Origin of the sequence: Actinoplanes sp. NPDC026619 (assembly GCF_040638295.1) — a bacterium.
Lineage (GTDB): Bacteria > Actinomycetota > Actinomycetes > Mycobacteriales > Micromonosporaceae > Actinoplanes.
Genome location: NZ_JBEZYA010000033.1, coordinates 31,730 through 52,385 on the forward strand (window position 1 = coordinate 31,730; position 20,656 = coordinate 52,385).

The 20,656-nt window shown below is 66.9% G+C and carries 20 protein-coding genes; 14 read left to right on the forward strand and 6 right to left on the reverse strand.

Features of this window, described 5'->3' with window-relative positions; all coding sequences use genetic code 11:
- Positions 1-72: 72 nt before the first annotated feature.
- Together AB0E90_RS43685 and AB0E90_RS43690 are read left to right on the forward strand one after the other, a co-directional pair.
- Complete coding sequence (locus AB0E90_RS43685) at positions 73-1,506, forward strand: hypothetical protein (protein ID WP_360418245.1); 1,434 nt, start codon at positions 73-75, stop codon at positions 1,504-1,506.
- Positions 1,507-1,599: 93 nt separating this feature from the next.
- Positions 1,600-2,028 carry an NADAR family protein gene (locus tag AB0E90_RS43690; RefSeq protein ID WP_360418246.1) on the forward strand — a complete coding sequence of 143 codons (429 nt, stop codon included), beginning with the start codon at positions 1,600-1,602 and terminating at the stop codon, positions 2,026-2,028.
- A 282-nt stretch (positions 2,029-2,310) separates the two neighbouring features.
- Here AB0E90_RS43690 and AB0E90_RS43695 read toward each other — a convergent pair whose 3' ends face one another.
- From AB0E90_RS43695 to AB0E90_RS43720, 6 genes are all read right to left on the reverse strand, one after another.
- Positions 2,311-3,189 carry an LLM class F420-dependent oxidoreductase gene (locus AB0E90_RS43695; protein ID WP_360418247.1) on the reverse strand — a complete coding sequence of 293 codons (879 nt, stop codon included), beginning with the start codon at positions 3,187-3,189 and terminating at the stop codon, positions 2,311-2,313.
- A gap of 11 nt (positions 3,190-3,200) precedes the next feature.
- Positions 3,201-4,487 (reverse strand): hypothetical protein, encoded by a 1,287-nt coding sequence (locus tag AB0E90_RS43700; RefSeq protein WP_360418249.1) that lies wholly within the window; start codon positions 4,485-4,487, stop codon positions 3,201-3,203.
- A gap of 192 nt (positions 4,488-4,679) precedes the next feature.
- A complete protein-coding gene (locus tag AB0E90_RS43705) occupies positions 4,680-5,558 on the reverse strand; it encodes an aminoglycoside phosphotransferase family protein (RefSeq protein WP_360418317.1) in 879 nt (292 codons plus the stop codon).
- A 53-nt stretch (positions 5,559-5,611) separates the two neighbouring features.
- Positions 5,612-6,988 (reverse strand): hypothetical protein, encoded by a 1,377-nt coding sequence (locus AB0E90_RS43710; RefSeq protein WP_360418250.1) that lies wholly within the window; start codon positions 6,986-6,988, stop codon positions 5,612-5,614.
- A gap of 110 nt (positions 6,989-7,098) precedes the next feature.
- Entirely contained in the window at positions 7,099-7,311 is a 213-nt protein-coding gene (locus tag AB0E90_RS43715) for a DUF397 domain-containing protein (protein WP_360418251.1), read from the reverse strand.
- A 5-nt stretch (positions 7,312-7,316) separates the two neighbouring features.
- Entirely contained in the window at positions 7,317-8,234 is a 918-nt protein-coding gene (locus AB0E90_RS43720) for a helix-turn-helix transcriptional regulator (RefSeq protein WP_360418252.1), read from the reverse strand.
- Between the two features lie 829 nt (positions 8,235-9,063).
- Between AB0E90_RS43720 and AB0E90_RS43725 the strand changes: the two genes are divergently transcribed.
- The 12 genes from AB0E90_RS43725 to AB0E90_RS43780 all read left to right on the forward strand — a co-directional run bounded on the left by AB0E90_RS43725 (position 9,064) and on the right by AB0E90_RS43780 (position 20,645).
- Positions 9,064-9,324, forward strand: a complete 261-nt coding sequence (locus tag AB0E90_RS43725; RefSeq protein ID WP_360418253.1) for a hypothetical protein — start codon at positions 9,064-9,066, stop codon at positions 9,322-9,324.
- A complete protein-coding gene (locus tag AB0E90_RS43730) occupies positions 9,324-9,656 on the forward strand; it encodes a hypothetical protein (RefSeq protein ID WP_360418254.1) in 333 nt (110 codons plus the stop codon). The genes AB0E90_RS43725 and AB0E90_RS43730 overlap by 1 nt, the downstream gene beginning before the upstream one ends.
- Positions 9,657-10,067: 411 nt before the next feature.
- Positions 10,068-12,434 carry a nitrate- and nitrite sensing domain-containing protein gene (locus AB0E90_RS43735; protein ID WP_360418255.1) on the forward strand — a complete coding sequence of 789 codons (2,367 nt, stop codon included), beginning with the start codon at positions 10,068-10,070 and terminating at the stop codon, positions 12,432-12,434.
- 2 nt (positions 12,435-12,436) lie between these two features.
- A complete protein-coding gene (locus AB0E90_RS43740; RefSeq protein ID WP_360418256.1) occupies positions 12,437-12,871 on the forward strand; it encodes a roadblock/LC7 domain-containing protein in 435 nt (144 codons plus the stop codon).
- On the forward strand, positions 12,868-13,461 hold the full coding sequence (locus AB0E90_RS43745; protein WP_360418257.1) for an ATP/GTP-binding protein: 594 nt from the start codon (positions 12,868-12,870) through the stop codon (positions 13,459-13,461). Before AB0E90_RS43740 ends, AB0E90_RS43745 begins: the two co-directional genes overlap by 4 nt.
- Before the next feature lie 26 nt (positions 13,462-13,487).
- A complete protein-coding gene (locus AB0E90_RS43750) occupies positions 13,488-14,669 on the forward strand; it encodes an ABC transporter substrate-binding protein (protein ID WP_360418258.1) in 1,182 nt (393 codons plus the stop codon).
- A gap of 12 nt (positions 14,670-14,681) precedes the next feature.
- The gene (locus AB0E90_RS43755) at positions 14,682-15,491 is read left to right on the forward strand and encodes a class I SAM-dependent methyltransferase (RefSeq protein WP_360418259.1); all 810 of its coding nucleotides are present in this window, start codon (positions 14,682-14,684) and stop codon (positions 15,489-15,491) included.
- 49 nt (positions 15,492-15,540) lie between these two features.
- Positions 15,541-16,407 carry a branched-chain amino acid ABC transporter permease gene (locus tag AB0E90_RS43760; RefSeq protein ID WP_360418260.1) on the forward strand — a complete coding sequence of 289 codons (867 nt, stop codon included), beginning with the start codon at positions 15,541-15,543 and terminating at the stop codon, positions 16,405-16,407.
- Positions 16,404-17,411, forward strand: a complete 1,008-nt coding sequence (locus tag AB0E90_RS43765) for a branched-chain amino acid ABC transporter permease (protein ID WP_360418261.1) — start codon at positions 16,404-16,406, stop codon at positions 17,409-17,411. Before AB0E90_RS43760 ends, AB0E90_RS43765 begins: the two co-directional genes overlap by 4 nt.
- A complete protein-coding gene (locus AB0E90_RS43770; protein WP_360418262.1) occupies positions 17,404-18,888 on the forward strand; it encodes an ATP-binding cassette domain-containing protein in 1,485 nt (494 codons plus the stop codon). The genes AB0E90_RS43765 and AB0E90_RS43770 overlap by 8 nt, the downstream gene beginning before the upstream one ends.
- Entirely contained in the window at positions 18,885-19,724 is an 840-nt protein-coding gene (locus AB0E90_RS43775) for a hypothetical protein (protein WP_360418263.1), read from the forward strand. Before AB0E90_RS43770 ends, AB0E90_RS43775 begins: the two co-directional genes overlap by 4 nt.
- Before the next feature lie 87 nt (positions 19,725-19,811).
- On the forward strand, positions 19,812-20,645 hold the full coding sequence (locus tag AB0E90_RS43780) for an SAM-dependent methyltransferase (RefSeq protein ID WP_360418264.1): 834 nt from the start codon (positions 19,812-19,814) through the stop codon (positions 20,643-20,645).
- The last annotated feature ends 11 nt before the right edge of the window (positions 20,646-20,656 follow it).

The window sequence follows — 20,656 nt, forward strand, 5'->3', positions numbered from 1 at the left end:
AAAGACCTTCGCCAGGGGCACGCATCGCCAAGCCGACCGAACGAGTGCCTATCGCGCCCCGAGCTGGCCGACATGGTCAATCGTGAGCTCGCGGCTATGAACGTAGAGCATCAGGAAGTCGACGGGAACTACGTCGGCAAGTTGGAGCAAGGGAAGATTCGCTGCCCGCGCGAGGAGACTCGCCGTGAGGCATTTCGGCGAGCGCTGCAAGTGTCCAGTGACGAAGACCTTGGCTTCTTCTCCTACCGAAGCAGCGCTATCGATCGAGCGCTCGGCGATGGATACCCTGAGCGCAGCCTCACCTTGACGGCCACCCAGCAGTCCGACGCCCCGCGGCAGGTTCAACTGCCCGCACACCTGGCGGTGCCTCATCGGACCCGAGCGCAGACGCACCCGTCGAGCCTTCAAATGCCGGCGGCGGCTAGGGACGTGATGACGTTGTCCGTCCGGTTTGATGGTCGGGAGGTGATCATGTCGCTCACACGTCGCGACCTACTTCAGCTTGGCATCGGCACGTTCCTAGAAGCATTCGCTTTCGGGCCGCATTCCAACATGCTGCGCGAGGCCGCAGAACGGCCGACGCTAGATGGCCGCGTTACCGTGACCTCGCCCGCCCACCTCGACGAGATCCTCGATCACCTCAACGAGCAATGGCACGCGCAGGTCAAGACTGACAACTTGCTCGGCCCGCGCTTCGCTCTGGCCAGCGTGCTCAGCCAGATCACCGTGATTGACGCGCTGCGCAACGCGTTACGCAACGAGCATCGCCTTGCGGTCGTCCGCCTTGGTGCGCAGTACGCCGAGTCTGCTGCCTGGCTGTATGAGGACTCCGGCAACTTGGCCCAAGCGCGCTTCTGGACCGGTCGGGCGTTGGAATGGGCGTATGAAGCCGATGACAAGCGCATGTTGGCCTGGACGACTTTCCGACGTTCCCAGCAGGCTGATGCCACCGGAAACGCGGCCGAGGTAATCGGCCTGGCGCACGCTGCGCGGCGCGACGAGGAATCATTGGCGAAACCTATGCGCGCGGCGATCCGTGTCCAGGAAGCCTACGGTCACGCGCTCGATGGCAACGAAAGGGACTCACAGCAGCTCGTGGACGAAGCACACGAGTGGGCGGCCAGTGACACCGTGGGCGATGCCCGTAGCGGGCATGGTTCCTATTGCACGTCTGCGTACATTGAGATCCAGCGCGCAAGATGTTGGTTCGCAACCGGCAAGGCAAAGAAGGCGATCTCACTGTACGAGAGAGGTCTTCGTACGCTGCCGCCGGTTTACCAAAGAAATCGCGCAGCTGCACAGAGCTGGCTCGCGACGGCGTATTTGACGGACGGGCAGGTCGAACAGGCGGCTAGCACGGCCCATGCCGCCTTGCAGGTAGCTAGAAGCACTGGGTCGAGACGCATCGTCCAAGAGATTGAGCGCTTGAGCGCCGGCCTGATTTCGCATCGACGGATCCCGAGTGTCGCCGCGCTTCTCGATGACTTAGGTCAGAAAAGGGACTAGCGTGTCAGCGACGCATGAGCCACCCACGATACGGACATTCGCCATTCAGACGACCCAAGCGTCAAACAACCTTCTCGCGAGTTGTGATTAATTATGCCCATCAACTTCTATACGCCAAGATTCTACATCTTCAACAATTTTTCAGCCCACGCCATCGAATATAGAGGAAAGCTTTATCCGACTTCCGAGCATGCTTACCAGGCATCGAAATGCACCGACCCTGCCGGGCAAGAGGAGATTCGAAGTTCCCGTAGCCCTCTCCAGGCCAAGGTCTTAGCCAACGAAATTTACCGGAATGCCAAGGATCCTCACTGGGATGGCAAGAAGGTGGCGATTGTCGAAGAGATCCTACGGGCCAAACTCGCGCAGCATTCCGAGGCAAGGGATGCCTTAATTGAGAGCGGTGATGAGGATATCGTGGAGGACTCGCCGACTGACTATTTTTGGGGCGAAGGCGCCGACGGATCTGGACAAAACATGCTTGGCAAAATCTGGATGAAGCTACGCGACGAATACCATTAACCATGTCAATTTGTGAAGAATCGCGATCAACGCGGATGGCGCCGCCAATTAGGAGCCGCCGCGCCGGTCGGTGTAACTGACGGCCGAAGCGCACGGCGACCTGCGCGCTGGCGAGCTGGAGGTCTCCAGCGGCGTCATCGGCCAGCCATCCGCCGCCACCAGTGCAAAGGGCACTGCGATCCTCACCTGCCTCGCCGACCTGTTCGCCGACCACCTTGCAGCACTCGGCGTTGCGCGCATGTAAGTGGCGCTAATGCCTGGCGACGAATGCAAAGTTAGTCATCAGTTTTGCATCCCGGCGTTTATGGCGGCGAGCCTCCTCCATTGCTCCATGGGCAGGGCGTGAAAATCCGGAGTGAGTACCTGGATGCAGACTTGGGTCGCCCCTGCCTGGTGATGCTCTGCGATTCGATCTGCGATCGCGGTTTCATCGCCCCATGCGACCAGAGAGTCGATAAGGCGATCACTTCCGTCTCCCGCTAGATCGGCCTCGGCGAAGCCGAGGCGTCTCAAGTTGGTGGCGTAATTTGGCAGGCCAAGGTATCGATGCAAGTGCCGCCGCGCAATCTCTCGCGCCGTCCTTCGATCCTTCTCCAAGACGACGGCCTGTTCGACTATGAGCAGCTTCTCGAGTCCCAAGACTTGCCGGGCACCAGCGGTATGTTCTGGTGGCACCAGATAACTGTGGACGCCGCAGCTTAGCTCATTAGCCAGCGCCAACATTTGAGGACCGAGCGCTGCAAGGATGCGCGTGGTGTTTTCGGCCTTGACCGCGCGATACCGACTCACCACTATGTCCATAGCTAATAGATAGTTGCGCAGAGTATCCACCGGCTTGCGATAGTGCAGTCCGCGTATGTCATTTACGAGTCTTGCATGGCTAACTCCGAGCCCGAGGATAAACCTCCTCGGGTACGCTTCTGTAAGCGTTTGCTGCGCCGCAGCCATCGCGAGTGGATCACGAGCCCAAATATTCGCTACGCCCGTCGCGATGACCAGTTTCTCAGTGGCCGCCAATAGGATAGCAGCCTGGCTTAGAGGTTCACGGCCGACATTTTCTCCCACCCACAGCGACTCATATCCAAGGGAATCTAACTCTTGCACTGCATCTCGCACTCGGGCAATCGGCTGAAAATCCAGCTGCGCAGTCCAAATGCCCATTTTCGCCGGGCTCAGCACTGGGGTGCCGTGCCAAGTGCCGTCAGCCGCCGGCTGAACTCCTCGATGTAGGGATCAAGTTGTTCGGCGGCTGCATCGTCGCGCTGGCGTACCAGCCGGCGAACGCGCCGTGATTGCTGGAGAACGGGCATGATTGGTTGATCCTCGGTGGCACTTAGCGCAGCGGACGTTAGATCGACGGCTCGGCAAATGTCACCCGATTGAACCGCAGCGTCGGCGATGAAGAGGGTCAGCACACCCCTCGCCTTGATATGCGTCTCCGGGAGGGTGGCGAGTGAACCATGTAGCTCGACTTCGGCCTTATCTGTATCCCCCAACATGAGTCGACTGACGCCAGCGTAGTAGCGCAAGTCCAAGGTGCCGTGTTCAAAGTCCATTCCATGGCGACCGTCTCGATCGCTTGAGTATTCCGCGTTCTCTTGAGCGAGACGAAGGGCGTCAGCGAATCTCTCTCTGTCACCGAGACCGGCTAGGCTGCGTGCATACATTGCGAATAGCCATGCTCTTATTGTTGCGTCGGAGCCATCCGCAGCAAAATGTAGTCCTTTTTCGAGCAGCGCCGTAGTTGCCTTCATGTCGCGACGATGCCATGGAATGAGGCTTTGAGCACCATGCAGCCAGGCGCACAGGCTCCATGCCTCAGACTCCTCGGCTGCGGATCCGGCAACCTGATACCACCATTCTGCAGCTCTATGGCTGTCCATGTCGAACGATGCCCAGGCGCGCAGCCCGGCGAGCCGCGCGGCCAATACCGTTAGGCGACGCTGATGTCCCAGGCTGTGAGGCGTGCGAAGTTCCTTAAGAACGCCTGACATGAGTGTTCGCACAAGGTTGAACGTTTCGCCAGGTGGGTTTCGCGCGAAATTTCGGTCAAGCCGTTCGGCCGTGAGTTCGGCGGCTGTGAGCTCTCGGCTGAACTCGCCGGTCTGGCCCTCAAATGCCGTGACGAATTCAACGAGGTCAACGTCATCCAAGGTCGGGCCGGCTTGCAGATCTTGACGGACAAAACCAGGCGTCTCAAATTTCGTCTGTTGGCTAGTTTCCCGTGTCGCCGTGAATTCGTTTACCGGATCGTTACGCATGCGGTTCGGATAAAAGCCGAGCTCAGAATCCCTATTGACGCGGAGTACATGCCGGAATCCTTCGCGTGCCAGAACACCCGGCCAACGGTATATTCCTTGTTCGTACTTAGCGATGTGACTCCGGTCATAGCCCTTTCTCTTCCCGTGCACCTCCCACGCATATGCGTTGATGGCCTCGGCCAGCTCTTGACGCGTCATCGGCTGGTCGGGATTCGCGGGCGAAGGCGTTCCGAGTCTCGCCTGGCGGAGTAGCTCATTCGCAGGCATCACGACAGCCTTTCGACGAGTTGGCGAATTGCCGAGCGATAGCTTCGCCATCTTCTTGAACTGCTAGTTCCGGATCACCTCGTCGAGGTGATCCGGTGTAGGCGATCTGGGCGGTTGGTGTCATCAGTTCTTTTCCAAGGCGGCGAAGGGCGTCCATCGCGCCGTTCCATCGTCATGCCAGATCGACTCGAGCCGGGTCTTGAACTCCTGGCGGATCGCTGCCGAACTCGCCATCCGCGGGAGTGCTCCGGCCACCATCTTGAGTTCCCGTGCCTGGCGGAGGACGGGCCACGCAGGATCGGTGGTCACGTCGTACCCGTACGCGGCAGCAAGCTCAGCGTGGACGCCTGGACGGCCGAACCGTTCTTCGCCGACCGGGACGGCAACCAGATCGAACTGCCAAGGCCCAAGGCAGCTCCCATCGAAGTCGCAGAGCGCGACTTGGTGGTCGTTCGCGCGCAGTAGATTCCCGACGTGGGCATCACCGTGGACCAGGACCGGCGGCTGTTCCCGATTCAGCTGGACGATTTGCGGCTCTAGACGATCGCACCAGTCGAGCAGGAACTGTTGGTCGGAAGTGTCGAGGGCCTCGGCGTCGGCGATTCGCGTCCGGGTGTCACCGACGGGATCCCATGCCGGCAGGTCGAACGGTGGCGCACCGAGGTTGTGGAACGTGCGCAACGCCCGGCCGAGATCGGTCACATCCGGCGTCGGCGCGAGCGGCGATAGATAGACCCAGATGGTCGCGGCCAGCCCGTCCACCTCGAGCGGTTGGACCGGTGCAAGGCTCGACAGCCGGATTGTCGGCGCGTCGACGTCGGCGAACCAGCTGCCCAGCGCTGCGGCTTTCGCCGCCCGGGGTCCTAGGGCACGCGACCGGGTGATCCTGATGACGGCGCCCGCGTCGGGCACGGCGAAGATGGCGTTGTTCGACAGCTGTAGGAGCACCAGGTCGCCGCTGAGTCCGAGGTCGCTCGCGATCTTCTCGGCGGTCCGACGCATCGCGGCCTCGGTGAACCGGCCTCCCGAGGCGGCGGTGTCGGTGATGCTGTCGGTCATGCGGCTGCCCTCCGAGGTTGGCGGATCATGCGGCGGAAGTCGGCCAGACCGCTGTGACGGGTGTCCTCGGGGATATCCCTCGCGAGATTCTGGATCCGGTCATGCACCCGCTGCGACCCCAGCTCACGGCCTCGCTCAACAACCGCCGCCCCTACGGCGAGGGCCTTGTCGTCGTCGCCCGCCAGCGCGAGGGCACTGCACAGGCCGACCTCGTTGAGGACGGTACTGCGGACGTTCTGCCGGCCGAAGACGTCAATCGCGGCTTGCGTCCACTCGATCGCGGCGGCGGCCTTGTCGTGATCAGCTCGCGCGAGGTCGCGGTAGACCCGGCCATGCTGAGCCAGGAGCTCACCGCGGTCGTAGAAGGCCATCCAGTCGGGCTCGCGTTCAGGTTTGATGCGTTCGAACCTGGCGTTGGCCGCGTCCAACGCTGTGGTGGCGCCGTCGTAGTCGCCCAGCGCAGCGAGTGAGGCCGCCTCCGCACCGAGGAGCATGGCCAGCAGCGCCGGAGTCGCCCGACCGGCCAGCTCGGCTCGGGCCAGGCGCAAGGTCTCGAGCGCGTCCTGATTGTGTTGCTGGTGTTGGAACTGCCGCGCCTGGCAATACCGGATCCGTGCGGCCAGCCCCGGATCGGCCGCGGCTTGAGCGGCCCGTTCGGCCGCCAGCCAATGCCGGCCGGCGTCGTGGTGCTGGCCGGCGTCGAAGGCCGTCCACCCGGCCAGCTGCCGGGCCGATGCGACCGCGGCCGCGAGCGTGCCGCGGGTGAGATCGGCTCTGGTGTGGGTCAGCAGCGCCGAGGTTGCTTCCGCGAAGCGGCCGACGTCGTCGCACAAAGCCCCACCACCGTGTTCGTAGTCCACCGATCGATACAGCACGGTGACGGCCTCGATCCGCGTCACGTCGCTTACCGCCACCCGGCGCCGGGCTTGCGCAGGCGTCACCCCGAACAGGCCCAGCTCCGCCGCGATCGCGGTGATCGAGCTGACCAGCCCCTGCTGCGGCTGGGAGTCCTTGTCGGCGCCAACGGTCAGCTCGGCCGTTCCGACCAGCGCGAGCGAACCGGGCCGCTCGGTTGCACGCCACCGACGGTTGATGAAGAAGCCGAGTTTCTGATCGGATTCAACCTGCAGTACGTGGCGCAGCGCGGCACGTTTGCCCTCGCTGGGCCACCGGTGCTTGCCCCGTTCGAGCTTGCCGATGTAGTTGCGGTCGAAGGGAGCTTCCCGGGGATGGTGAACGGCGAGCCACGCGTTGGCCTCGTCCGCAAGTTCCTGCCGGGACATCGGACGGCCCGAACCCGATGGCGATAGCCGGCGGCACCGCGCGCGCTCCAGCTGATCGTTACCGATGACCGGCTCGGTCTCGATAGCCATCCCCTCATCCCCTCATCGCGAACAAAGTCCCGAACTGCAGTCCACACCTCGCTCGCGTACCGGCGATGGCAGCCCGAGCGGCGCTGTCGCAGCCGGTACTCGTCAAGAAGCTAGGAGCGGTCGAACTCGCCGTCCTTCACACCGGCGACAAACGTGGCCCACTCCGAACCGGTGAAGATCACCGTTGCCCCGTCGCGGTCCTTCGAGTTACGAACGGCCACACGGCCGCTGTCATCGTCGGCGAAGGCAGCCTCCACGCAGTTGCTGTCGGGGGCGCTCCTGCGCGTCTTGAACCAGGTGCTGAACACGCTGAGATCGGTCATAGGAGTCATCCTGTCCTATCTAGGTCCTCGCCGACCATGACGAGGAAGTCGAATGTGTCGGAGCGACTCAACGCCGCCTCGCTGAGCCGCTGGTGCAACCGCAGGTAGGGAGCGACATGCTCCGGCTCGGTCAGCAACAGGTCCGAGGTGATCGTGTCGACGGCGACCACCACCGGATCGTCCGGATCCGGATATTGGTACATCGAGAATGCCGATCGAGGCGTCAGCCCTCCGGGGATTCTCGCGCTGACAGGCAGGACCTGGACTGTGATACCCGGGTTGTCCTGCAGGATGACCGCGATGTGCTCCAGTTGTTCGTGCGCGGCTCCTGCCGTGGCGGCGAAGCGCCGGATCGCCAGTTCATCGATCACCACGTGATATCGCGGCGGATTAGACCGGGCCAGGTTCGCTTGACGTGCAGCGCGCGCCTCGACCGCCCGCTCCGGGTCGAACGTCTCGGCATAGAGAGTCCGGTCGACGCGCGCATACGCGGCCGTGAACTCAGGGATCTGCAACAGGCCAGGCAGTAACGTGAGCTGGTATTCACTGATCAGGCCCGCACCGGACTCCAGATCCGCATAGAGCGCTTGCCGCGGCCCGATCGCGGCTGAGATCTTCTCCCACCAGCCGACATGACGGGCGTCCGCAGCGGCGGCAAGAATCGCAGCGCGCCGCAGTTCAGTGACGCGGAAGAAGTCGAGGATCTTGTTGATCTCGGCATCATCCGGCCGGACATGGCAATTCTCGATCTCGCTGATGCGCTGCCGACGACTACCGACCTCGCGCGCGAGCGCGTCGATCGACAGACCGTTTCCTTCCCGTAATCCCTTCAACTCGCGGGACAGGCGCAGGCGTCGCACATATGGCCCAGGCACCGTGGTCTGACCTCTTCCGCGCACACGATTCCACAGCGACCGACGCATGTCTGCCGCCTTCTGGTGGAGAGCCTAACCCCGCTCTGAACGTTCTCAGCTGCGTGCGTAAACACTTGTGTAGAGAAATGCCAGGTCAGGGCATGACCTCCCCGTAAGGCTCCCCGTAAAGCTCCCCATAAAACGGTCTTCCCAGCATGGCCGACTGTCCGTGATCGTTGACTCACCACACGCCAGACGTCGATTCGAGCGAGCCAGGCACGACCGCCTGAAAGCGAGAGCCGGCGAGACCAGAGACAGTGGGAGCGGAGGAGTCGACGATGACCAGCACCCTTCACCTGGCGCTCGACGGGGCCGCTGCCTTAGGTCTGCCCTGTCCGGTCCCGGCTTCTCCCGCCGATCAGGCAATCCCGACGGGCTCACCGATTCTGGTCAGGAATGCACACACTAGGTCGGTTTCCAGGCCGGATCGGCAACTTTGGTTTTTGATTCGGGTATGCCGTCCGGACGGCACCCACAGTTTTGTCGCACCAGTGCCGGGCGAGTCTGCCGCTAATCACCGATGTGTCACGGAACAATTTCAGCAGACCTCCGCAGGCTTGTGCGAACCCTCAGCAACGGGCGTGACTATGGCCGCCGCTGCTATCGTTGATCACGCCCGCAACCATCGGGACTGGCATTCCATGGATTGCCCCCGTTGGGGCATTCGTCAAGAATCGAATGATCACGCACGGAAACACTCCTCCGACAGACGTACGGTAATAGTCGCAACTTCAACTCCCCGTTTTTTCTGTTCCTGCATGCGCAGGTTGACCGTTCTTCCGCGCCTTTCGGTGCAGGCGGCGAAAACCAGCGGAATTCGCCCGGGCGGGCGCAGTCGATGACCGACCGTCAAGTTTTGCCACGAACCCGCGAAATCGCAGGGGCCACCCTGACGGTGTCCACCTCAGGCGGCTACAGCGTGCTCTACGAAGGCGTCTACATCGGCTACATCCACGCCAGCTTCGGTGATCGCTGGAACGCGTATGTGCGTCGGGTGAGGGCGCTGGATGACTACCTCGGCAAGCTCGGCCAGGAGGAAGCCGTACGCCGCATCATCGGCGCCTACCGCGGCAACGCCGGCGAGAAAGCGGTGGCCTGATGTCGGACAAGCGTGACTTACCACCGGCGGTGATCGTGCATCGCCCCGATTGCCTAGACGTGCACGACCGACTGTTGAGGCAGCTGCCTACGGCGGAGATCGCTCGGCTGTACCCGAACGGTCGGCGGCACGACTGCTTCCAGTTCCATCAGAACTCGGTGGGTGTCGTTGAGGAAGTGCACTACCTGCCGCACGAGTACGAAGAGTCCGAGGAGACCGCCCCGGACGCCGTTCGTCTTCTGTGCCGCCGCTGTGGTGGCACGCACGGCGTGCTCGATGCGCTGGTACTACCGCCCGGCGCCCGCACCGTGGACCCGCCGAAACGGGAATAGCTCCGGTGGGGCTGCCGCCCCAAGGTGCGCCCGACCGCCGGCCCGATTGCCCCCGTGATCCCCGGCGCGGCACCGGCAGCCCCACCGGACGCCTGCGCGACATCCGGTCGCGTGCAGGCCCAGCTCGAAGGATCCGCAGAAGTCGGCCACCACCGGCGGACCGACTCATCCCTATCCGCCCACGATCGTTCCCCGAGGACCCCTGACGATGACCTGCACTCCAATCCGTGAGTCCACATTAGACAGCCGATATGTCTGTGTGGTCGGCAGGATGAGACATCGGCACGCCCCCGCGGCGGCGCACAGGAAGGTGCGGGCGTGAGGGCCGCGGATCCTGTGACACCGTCCGCGCCACGGCGCAGGTGGCGGCTGGCGGACCAGCCCATCCGCGTAAAGCTCGCACTACTTCTGGTGCTGGCCGTGGCGGCGATCCTCGGCCTGTCCGGGGTGATCGCCGTGGCGGCGCAGTCGGCGGCGTCGGGGGCGGAGCAGGCACGGCGACTGGTCGCGTTGAGTCTGGTGGCCGGACAGCTGGCCGGGCAGGTGCAGCAGGAACGCGCGGCGGCGGCGCTGGTACTCGCCCAAGGAACCTCCGGGGCGGTGCCTGATGTGTTCATCGGACAGACCACTCGCACCGACGAACTCGCCCGGCGTTTCGCCGAGGCGTCGCGGCCAGTGCGCGCTCCGGCAGCGTTGCAGCCGGTGTTACGGCGGGTCAGCGAGCAGCTGGCCGGATTGGCGTTGCTGCGTGAGCAGGTCCGGTCCGGCAAGGACGCGACGGCCAGTGTGGTGGTGTTCCGCTACCGTGCGGTGATCGCGGATCTGCTGGCGTATCGGGCCGCGATGAGTCAGCTGGGCGTGGACGCGGCGACGGCGAACAGCCTGCGGGCGAGCGCGATCTTGTCGCAGGCGATCGAGAGCCTTGGCCTGATCCAGGTCAGTGCCCTGCCGGCGATCAGCGCAGGAACGTTGACCGCAGCCGAGCAGCAGCAACTGGTCGCGAACGACGCCGGTTTCACACAAGGGACGGAGCAGTTCCGGCAGCTCGCGCCGCAACGGTCGCTGACGCTGTTGTCCGGGCAGGCGGGCGGCAAGGCAGTCATCGCCGGGGAACGGTTGCAGGCCCTCGCGGTCAGCACCCAGCCCGGCGCCCGCCTGGACTTGAACACGACCGCGGCGGGGTTCGCGTCGTCGGTGGGCGCGCGGATGACCCAGTTGCACGCGATCGAGTACGACCTCGACACCTCACTGGTGCAAGAGGTGACCGTCCAGCGCGACCGGGAACGGCGCCAGATCGCCGTGCTCGGCGTCAGCGTGCTGGCTGTGCTGCTGGTGGTGGCGGTGTTCGCGTGGCGGATGACCCGGTCGCTGACCCGCCCGCTGGGCGAGTTGCACAGCGGCGCGACCGACCTGGCCCGCCGCAAGCTGCCGGAGATGGTCGATCAGCTGATCAGTCACCACCCCGACGACAAGGTTGTTGCGGCGACGGTCGAGCACGCCGGCCAGGCGCTGCCGGTGCACGGCAGCGATGAGGTCGGCAAGGTCGCCGTCGCGTTCAACGACGTTGCCGCGGTGGCTGCCCGGCTCGCCGGTGAACAGGCGGCTCTACGGGCCTTGACCTACCGGATCATGCGGTCGCTGGCTTACCGCTTTCAGGGTGTGGTCAATCAGATCACCGCCAGCATGGATCGGCTGGAACGCGATGAGCAGGACCCGGCCCGGCTGGAGTTGCTGTTCGCCGCCGACCAGCAGGCCACCAGCGCCCGCCGAACAGTCAACAACCTGTTGGTCATCGCGGGCGCCCGGCCACAGCAGTCGGTGGACCATCCGATCTCGGTGCAGGACGTCGTCAAGGCGGCGATCAGCTGGGCCGAGGGTGCTTCCAGCCGGGTCAACGATTCTCAGGTCACCGCGGACTGGGCGATCGTGCCGGACGCCGTTGATGCCGTCGTGCACATCCTGACCGAGCTGTTGGTCAACGCCCTGTACTTCACGCCGCCCAACAGGTTCGTCACGGTTTCCGGCGTCCGGCTCGGGGACCTGCTCTACCTGCACATCGACGATCAAGGTGTGGGGCTGCCTCCGGAGAAGCTGGCCGAGATCGAGCGCAACCTCGCCGACTTCGACCTGGCGACCGCGGCCCGGCACATGGGTATCCCGGTCATCGGCCGTCTGGCCGCCCCGCTGAACGTCAAGGTGACCTTCCGCCAGCGCGAGGTGGGCGGGACCAGCGCTGAGGTTGTCATCCCGTCGCGTCTGCTGGTCGACGCTGCACCCCAGGATGTCCCGGTCATCCGCGGCCTGCCCGAGGCAGCAGCAGGGCAGCGGTACACGAGCCCGGCGCCAGTGTTCGCCGTACCGGCGCTGGTCGAGGAGACCGCGTTGTTGCCCGTTGCGGGCAGGCCCGCCAACGGCCTTGAAGTGCCGCCCCGGCTCGAGATCTATAACGCGGTCGTGCACGACAGTGCGTTCTTCCGTTCCGGCGACGACGTCGCAGGCACACCGATGGTGCCGCAGGCGTGGCAGGCGGGCCATGAGGCCGCCGAGGCCGCGCAGCGGGCCACCGCGGCATTGGCCACGGCCCCGGCCGGGACCGACCGGTCGACGTCCAGCGGGCTGCCGGTACGCCGGCCGGGACAGTTCGCCGTCCCGGCGGCGATGGCTGCGCCCGCGATCCCGGCTCAGCGCAACCGTGCCGCGACCCGCCGCGGCATGGCGGCCCTGACGAGGACCGCCTCTCGTACGTCCCCGTCCGTATCCCCTCGGCAGATTGGCTGACCATGACCGTCTTTGCCCATGCCACCGGCATCCTGCAACCCACGGCTGCGCAACGCCAGCACCTGGGGTTCCTGCTCGACCGGTTCTGCGACTCCGACCCCGAGATCGCGCACGCCATCGCCATCTCTGTCGACGGCATCCCGATGGCCGCCAGCCGGCACATCAACGACGATGTCCGCGACCAGCTCGCCGCGGCCGCTGTCGGGCAGATGTCGCTGGCGAACGGCATGTCTGAACTGATGAACGGCGACGGTGTCGAACGGGTCGTCACCAACCTCGGTCAAGGCTGGGTGCTGGTGCAGAAACCCCACCCGCACGTGGTGCTGATCGTGCTGGCCACCCCCAACGCCGACCTCGCCCTGATCGACGACCAGCTGACGTGGCTGGGCGACGCGATCGGCCCGGTCCTCGATCCGGGCCCCCGCGTACCGGCATGATCCAGCCATTCACCCGGTACCGGGCGGCGAAGATCACCGTCGCGGGCGGGTTCGGCGTCGGGAAGACCACCTTCATCGCCGCCGTATCCGAAGTGCCGCCGCTGCGCACCGAGGCCCCAGTGACCGAAGCCTCCGCCGGCCTCGATGAGACCCGCGACGGCAAGGGCACCACCACAGTCGCGATGGACTTCGGCCGGATCACCATCGACGACCGCGCCGACGACCGGCTGGTGCTGTACCTGTTCGGCATGCCCGGGCAGCACCGATTCTGGTTCATGTGGAACAGCGTGGCCGCCGGAACCATCGCCGCGGTCGTGCTCGCCGACACCCGCCGGCTGGCCGACGCCTACCCGGCCATCGACTTCTTCGACCAGCACCGAGTGCCCTACGCCGTCGCCGTCAACGCCTTCCCGCACGCGGGCCCGGTCACCGAGCAGGAACTACGCGAGGCGTTGAACGTGCCCGCGGAGGTGCCGGTGCTGCGGTGCGACGCCCGCGACCGCGCCCAGGTCCGCGACGCGCTCGTCCGCGTCGTACAACACGCCATTCACGTGCACCGCGCCACCCGTTCTTCCCCCGTTTCTGCCTGACCCCACACCCGGAAGGAACCACCCCTGTGCATCTGCGACACCTCGCGGCCGGCGGCCTGGCCGCCACCCTGCTGCTGGTGGCCGGTTGTTCCGGCTCCAGCCTCGACACCAGCACCGGCCAGACCGGTGACACCATCACCGTCGGTCTGATCTGGCCGCAATCCGGCCCGTACAAGACGATCGGCGACGACCAGGCCAAGGGCTGGCAGCTCTACCTGGACCAGCACGCCGGCAAACTCGGCGGCCACCTGATCAAGACCAGCACCGGCGACGAGGCCACCAGCGCCGCCACCGCCCTGACCGCGGCGAAGAAACTCCTCGACGCCGACGCAGCCACCGTGCTGGTCGGCACCGCCAGCGGCGAAGCCAACGCCGCCGTCGCCGACCTCGCCGTGCAGAAGAAGGTGCCGTTCATCGGCGCCGGCGGCCGGGCCTCGGTCATCCACAACGTCACCTATGTGTGGAACACCAGCTGGCTGTCCAACGAACTCGGCAAAGCCATCGCCCCCTACCTGAAACAGACCATCCACGGCTCCGTGTACACGATCGGCCCGAACTATCAGGGCGGCTGGGACAACGTCAACGGCTTCACTGACGCCTACACCGCCGCCGGCGGCACCCTGGCCAACCCCGGCGGGAAAACCACCTGGACGCCGTTCCCCGCAACCACGAACTTCCTGCCCTACCTCAACAAGATCAAAGACTCCGGCGCGAAAGCCGTCTTCACCTTCTACGCCGGCACCACCGCCGTCGACTTCGTCAAGCAGTACCAGCAAGCCAACCTCGGCATCCCCCTGTACGCCTCCGGGTTCCTCACCGAAGGCGGCGTCCTCGCAGCCCAAGGCCCGGCCGCCGAAGGCGTCTACACGGTCCTGAACTACGCGCCGAACCTCGACAACCCCGCCAACCGCGACTTCGTCACCCTCTACCAGCGCAAATACGGCACGGTGCCGAACATCTACGCCGTCTCCGGCTGGGACGCCGGGCTTGTGCTCGACCAGGCCATCACCGCCGCCGGAGCCCAGCCGACCAGCGCCAGCATCAACACCGCGATCGGCAAGCTCGGCGCCATCCCCAGCCCTCGCGGCGACTGGCGCTTCGGCGGCCAGCACTCCCCGAACCAGGCCTATTACCTGCGCCGGGTGCAAACCGACGGCCGCACCCAAGCCAACGTCGTGCAGCAGACCCTGACCACCCTCACCAACTAGGAGCGCTACCTCATGCCCACCCCCAGCGGCACGGCTATCCCGAGCACGTACATGTTCGACAACTCCACCGAAGACGCCGAACGTCAGGTCGAACTGCTCGGGCAGATCCTCGACGGGCACACCGAGACCGTCCTGGCGGGCCTCGACATTCAGATCGACTGGCAGTGTCTGGATCTCGGCTCCGGTGGCGGCACCGTCGCCGGACTGCTCACCGACCAGTTCGGCGCTGACCGGGTCGTCGCGATCGACCAGGACCCCCGCCACATCCATCCGCGCGACGGGCTCGAAATCCGCACCAGCGACGTCATGGACGCCGACCTCGGCGACGGTGTCTACGACCTGATCCATGCCCGGCTGCTGTTCATGCACCTGCCCCAGCGCGAGCAACTGCTGCACCGGGCGATCACCGCGCTGAAGCCCGGTGGCCTGCTGGTGATCTCCGACTGGGACTGCACCCACCTGGACGAGATGCTGCTGACCGGCCGCGACGAACTACGCGACGCGTTCCGGGCCTTCCAGCAGGCGTTGATCAGCCTGGGCGCCCGGCGCGGCATGGACGCCGGCTGGGCCCGCGGGATCCCGGCGGTGTTCGCCGCCGCGGGCCTCACCGACATCAGCGGTCTGGTCCACAACCAGCTCTGGCGCGGCGGGCAGCCCGGCATGCAGCTGCACGCCTGCAACAGCCGCCAGAAGCAGAAGTCGCTGCTCGGCGCCGGCGTCACCATGCGCCAGCTCGATGTGCTGCGTGACGGCATGGATGACCCGGAGGTTCTCGGCTACACGTACCCGATGTACACCGCCGCCGGCCGCCGCCCGCTCTAGCCCGCACCCGCCGCCAAAGAAGAGAAGAACAGAAGGAGAGGAGGCTGCCGTGGCCGGGGCAACCATGCTGGTCAACGGGCTCGACGGGCTGGCCTACGGGATGCTGCTGTTCACCGTCGGCGCCGGCTTACAGTTGATCTTCGGCGTCATGGACGTGCTCAACCTCGCCCACGGCAGCCTCTACCTCGCCGGCGCCTACCTCGCCTCCACCACCAGCGGCGGCGGTATCGGCGGATTGGTTGTCGCGGTGCTCGCCGGGCTGGGCGCGGGGGCGCTCGGCGGCGGTGTCCTCGCGGCTCTGCTACGGCCGTTGCGCGACGGCGGGCACCTGGAGCAAGCGCTGCTGACCCTCGGCATCGCGTTCATCGCCTCCTGGACCTTCACCGCCGCATTCGGCGCAGCACCTCGCGCCGCCGACCCACCCACCGTGCTGGCAGGCAGCATCAGCATCGCCGGGCACGGCTACCCGCTCTACCGGCTGCTGTTTATCGGCGTCGCCGCGCTGCTCGCTGCCGGCCTGCACCTCATAGTGCGGCGCAGCCCGGCCGGGATCGTGCTGCGCGCCACCGTCGCCGACCCGGGCATGGCCGCCGTCGCCGGGATCCGCACCGGCCGCGTCCGCACCCTAGCGCTGGCCGCCGGGGGTGCCCTCGCCGCGACCGCGGGGGTGCTGGGCGCGCCGCTGCTCGGCCCCGCCCCCGGCGTCGACACCCGTGTGCTGATGCTGTCACTGATCGTCGTCGTGCTCGGCGGTGCCGGATCGGTCCCGCACACCCTCGCCGCAGCGCTGCTGGTCGGCGAGGTTCAAGCCCTGACCGTCACGGTCCCCGCGATCGCGCCGTTCCTGCTGTTCGCCGCCGTCCTGATCGTCCTGGTCGTCCGCGGCAGCCGCATCCCAGCGGTGAGCCGGGCATGACCGCCACCTTCACCGCCACCCCGCCGCACATCAGCACCGTCACCGCCGCCAGCCGACGACGACGGCACCTGACCCGAGCAGCCGCGGCCCTCACTGCGGTCGTCGCGCTGGCCTGGCCCGCCCTCGTCGGCCCCTACCCGGTGACCGTCGCCGCGACCGCCCTGGTCTTCGCCGTCCTCGCCGTCAGCACCCACCTGCTGGTCGGGGTGGCCGGACTACCCGCGTTCGGGCAGGCCGCCTACTTCGGGGTCGGCGCCTACACCGCCGCCCTGCTCGCCCGCGCCGGGCACACCCTCGCCGTCGAGCAACTCGCGGCCGCGACCGTGGCCGCCGGGATCATCGGTGCGGTGACCGCGCCGATCGTGCTGCGCACCCGCGGCACCGCGTTCCTGATGGCGACCCTCGCTGTGCAGTCCCTGGCCGCGACCGCCGCGTCGCAGTGGCGCACCGTCACCGGCGGCGACGAAGGGATCAGCACCCCATCGGTCGTGCTGTGGCCCGGCGGCCCAGCCCTGACCGCGCCCGCTTTCGTCTACTGGTGGGTGCTGGCCGTCACAGCGCTGGCCGGCCTCGGGGTGGCCGTCCTGCTGCGCTCGCGGCTGATCCTGGTAATGCGGGGCATCGGGGGACACGAACCGCGGATGACCGCGCTGGGGCACCACGTCACCGCCCGGCTGATCGCCGGCTACACCATCGCCGCCGCCCTCGCCGGCACCGGCGGAGCGCTGCTGGTCACGGTCAACCAATACATCTCCCCGGCCGACCTGGGCTTCGACATCGCCTCGCTGGCCCTGCTCGCCGCGACGATCGGTGCGGGCAGCACCATCGGCGCCGCCATCGGGGCGGTACTCATCGTCGCCGTACGTGACGCCGCCGGCATCAGCAGCGGCGGCGCGACCCCACTGCTACTCGGCGTGCTGTTTGTGCTCGTCGCTTACCACCGCCCCGCCCTTGCCACCGCGGCACGTCAGCTTGGCCGATTCCGCGAGGCCGGTCGTGACTGAACTGCTGAGCCTGGAACACGTGAGCGCCCGGTACGGCGCCCTCACCGCCGTGCACCCCCTCACCCTCACCGTCGACGCCGGCGTCCGGCACGCGGTCATCGGACCCAACGGCGCCGGAAAATCCACCCTGCTGCACCTGATCGCTGGCAGCCGCCCCACCACCGGCGGCCGGATTCTGTTCAACGGCCGCGACATCACCGGCCATGCGCCGCACCGACGGGCCCGGCACGGCATCGCCCGCACATTCCAGCACCCCGGCGTCGTCACCGCGCTGACCGTCGGCGACAACATGCGCCTCGCCCTGCCAGGCGCTCGCCGGGACCGGCGTGACGCAGCCGTCGCCGACGCCCTCGATCGTGTCGGCCTCGCCGCGCACCGTGGCCTGGCGGCCGGGCGGCTCGCCTACGGCCAGCGGCGGCTGCTCGAACTCGGCATGGCCCTCGCCACCCCGCCAGCGTTGCTGCTGCTCGACGAACCGTCCGCCGGTCTCGACCCGGCCGGGATCGGTCAGGTCACCACCATCCTGGCCGGCCTGCCCGACCAGACAGCGGTGGTGCTGGTCGACCACCACCTGCCGCTGGTGTGGGCGGTCGCCGACACCGTCACCGTCCTGCACCACGGCCGCCACCTGACCACCGGCACCCCCACCACCGTTCAAGCCGACCCGCAGGTCCGCGACGCCTACCTGCAACCACCCTCCGCCAACGAGGCCGCCGTCCGCACCCCGCCGCAGCACGGCGCTGGACAGGCGGTGTTGCTCACCGTGCGCGGGCTGAGGTCCGGCTACCACGGCGCCGACGTACTGCACGACGTCGACCTCGACCTGCACCCCGGCGCCGTGCACGCGCTGCTCGGCCGTAACGGCGCCGGGAAAACCACCCTGCTCAACACCCTCGCCGGCCTGCACCCCGCCCGAGCCGGACACATCCAGCTCGGCGGCAACGACCTGCACCCTCCCACGGGTGTACGGGCCGGAGGCCGGGTCGCGATCGCGCCGCAAAGCCGGCGCCTGTTCGCCACCCTCACCACCGCCGAACATCTGCGCCTCGCCGACCGTGGGCTACACAAACAGCGCAGGTGGAACATTGACACGATCCTCGAGCTGATGCCGTCGCTGCGCGACGCGATGGACCGGCCACCGGCCCAGCTCTCCGGCGGGCAGCAGCAGTTCCTCGCCCTCGCCCGCGCCCTGCTTACCGCACCGGACCTGTTGCTGCTCGACGAACCCACCGAAGGTCTCGCCCCGACGCTGATCACCCAGCTCCGGCACGTCCTGACCGAGATCGCCGCAGCCGGGCAGACCGTGCTGCTGGCCGAGCAGAACATCAGCTTCGCCCAGGCCGTCGCCACCGCCATCACGGTGCTCGACAACGGACACGCCGGCCCGCCGCTCGACACCGCCGACCTTGACGACCCGGGCATCCGCGACACCCTGCACACCCGTCTCGGCATCGCCATCAACGGAGCCACGGCATGACCGGCCACGACCAACGAGCCCATCCTGTCGCCGCGCACCGGCCCGCCTGGCCCCGCCCCCGCCGGGACCACCAACCAGCCGACCCGCCGACCCGCACCCCGACCGCCGCACCGCCCATCAACGGCACAGTGCCGTTGCTCGCCGAGCTCAACCCGGCCGACGCACCCCGCGACCCGCTGATCCTGCGCGCCGCCATGAGCCACTACCCGACTGTCGCCGACCCACGCACCCGGCTCGGCTGGACCGGCTACGCCCACACCACCAGCCAGCACCTGCACGGCCCCTACCACCCGACCACCCGGCAGACCGCCCTCGCACACGCCGTCGAGCTCGCAGCGCACGGCCGGGTCCTCGACGCCTATCGCCTGCACCAGCACCGCCTCACCACCGCCCGGCGGCTCAGCGACCCCGGCGAAATCGTCAGCGCGTGCCGCTACCTCGCCACCGCCCGCCACGCCATCAGCCAATGCGACCAAGCCACCACCGAGATCCGCCACGCCATGAGCCTGTGGCACGCGCATCACCAACCCGCAGGTGAAGGCGCCCTCATCCTCGCCGCATGGGCGGTGATCCTCGCCGGCTGCGGCCACACCCGCACCGCGATGCGGGTCCTGCGCACCTACCCCGAGCTGCTGCCGACCTGCAGCACCAGTCTTGCCGAACTCGCCACCCAGATCGTCGCCGTCCAAGACGACCACCCGCTCATCTGCCGGCGGCATCCCACCCGGCAGCCGCCTGTGACCGAGCCCGCCCGCCGGTTCGGCGACTGGCTCACCGCCCTGCACCGCCTGACCGGCTCGGCGGCACCACCGAGCCCGCCAGGATCCCATCCGTGACCGCACTGACCCCGCACCGCGACCGGACGACCAGTGATGCCGCCCGCATCACTCACGCCCCTACCTCAGCGACACCAGGACACCCACATGAGCGACACCACACCCGGGCTCGACCGGATCGACACCAGCACAGCGCACCCGGCCCGGCGCTACGACTACTGGCTCGGCGGCAAAGACAACTTCGAAGCCGACCGGGAATCCGGTAGAAAGTTACTCGCGGTCAACCCCAACATCGCCGTCGCAGTCCGGCAAAACCGCTACTTCCTGCGGCGGGTCGTGGGTGTGCTCGCCGCCGAACACGGGATCACCCAGTTCCTGGACATCGGCACCGGCATCCCCACGTCGCCGAACTTGCACGAGGTCGCGCAGAGCATCAATCCCGCGGCCAGGATCGTCTACGTCGACAACGATCCGGTGGTCATGGTGCACGCCCGCGCTCTGCTCACCAGCAGCGAGGAAGGCAAGACGGCGTACATCGAGGCCGACTTGCTCGACCCGGACCGCATTCTGGCCGACCCGGCGCTGCGCGCCACCCTGGACCTGAATCAGCCGGTGGCGCTGACGTGCATCGCCGTGCTGCATTTCCTGCCCGACGACATCGCTGTCCTCGCCGCCCTGCGCACCCTGCTGCAGGCGTTGCCGTCGGGCAGCATCTTCGCGCTCAGCCACGGCACCCTCGACCACCTACCCCCACACCAACGCGAAGCCATGCAGAAGGAACTCGGCAACGTCAGCGCGCACGGCACCACCCGGCCCCGCAGCAAGCAGGAGATCACCGTCCTGATCGCCGGACTGGGGCTGGACCTGCTCGAGCCGGGCATCGTCTCGGTCATCGACTGGCGACCTGAGGTCGACCCCGTGCCGGGCGGCGCCACCGCCGAGCAAGCCCTGTGCTGGGCGGCCGTGGCCAGGCGGCCATGACCGGCGCGCCC

Coding starts and splice junctions, on each gene's coding strand:
- AB0E90_RS43710 (WP_360418250.1), bottom strand. CDS start 6,988: ATGGCTATCGAGACCGAGCCGGTCATCGGTAACGATCAGCTGGAGCGC.
- AB0E90_RS43755 (WP_360418259.1), top strand. CDS start 14,682: ATGCCCACCCCCAGCGGCACGGCTATCCCGAGCACGTACATGTTCGAC.
- AB0E90_RS43715 (WP_360418251.1), bottom strand. CDS start 7,311: ATGACCGATCTCAGCGTGTTCAGCACCTGGTTCAAGACGCGCAGGAGC.
- AB0E90_RS43695 (WP_360418247.1), bottom strand. CDS start 3,189: ATGGGCATTTGGACTGCGCAGCTGGATTTTCAGCCGATTGCCCGAGTG.
- AB0E90_RS43740 (WP_360418256.1), top strand. CDS start 12,437: ATGACCGTCTTTGCCCATGCCACCGGCATCCTGCAACCCACGGCTGCG.
- AB0E90_RS43765 (WP_360418261.1), top strand. CDS start 16,404: ATGACCGCCACCTTCACCGCCACCCCGCCGCACATCAGCACCGTCACC.
- AB0E90_RS43685 (WP_360418245.1), top strand. CDS start 73: ATGGTCAATCGTGAGCTCGCGGCTATGAACGTAGAGCATCAGGAAGTC.
- AB0E90_RS43730 (WP_360418254.1), top strand. CDS start 9,324: ATGTCGGACAAGCGTGACTTACCACCGGCGGTGATCGTGCATCGCCCC.
- AB0E90_RS43690 (WP_360418246.1), top strand. CDS start 1,600: ATGCCCATCAACTTCTATACGCCAAGATTCTACATCTTCAACAATTTT.
- AB0E90_RS43720 (WP_360418252.1), bottom strand. CDS start 8,234: ATGCGTCGGTCGCTGTGGAATCGTGTGCGCGGAAGAGGTCAGACCACG.
- AB0E90_RS43725 (WP_360418253.1), top strand. CDS start 9,064: ATGACCGACCGTCAAGTTTTGCCACGAACCCGCGAAATCGCAGGGGCC.
- AB0E90_RS43775 (WP_360418263.1), top strand. CDS start 18,885: ATGACCGGCCACGACCAACGAGCCCATCCTGTCGCCGCGCACCGGCCC.
- AB0E90_RS43745 (WP_360418257.1), top strand. CDS start 12,868: ATGATCCAGCCATTCACCCGGTACCGGGCGGCGAAGATCACCGTCGCG.
- AB0E90_RS43700 (WP_360418249.1), bottom strand. CDS start 4,487: ATGACGCGTCAAGAGCTGGCCGAGGCCATCAACGCATATGCGTGGGAG.
- AB0E90_RS43705 (WP_360418317.1), bottom strand. CDS start 5,558: ATGCGTCGGACCGCCGAGAAGATCGCGAGCGACCTCGGACTCAGCGGC.
- AB0E90_RS43780 (WP_360418264.1), top strand. CDS start 19,812: ATGAGCGACACCACACCCGGGCTCGACCGGATCGACACCAGCACAGCG.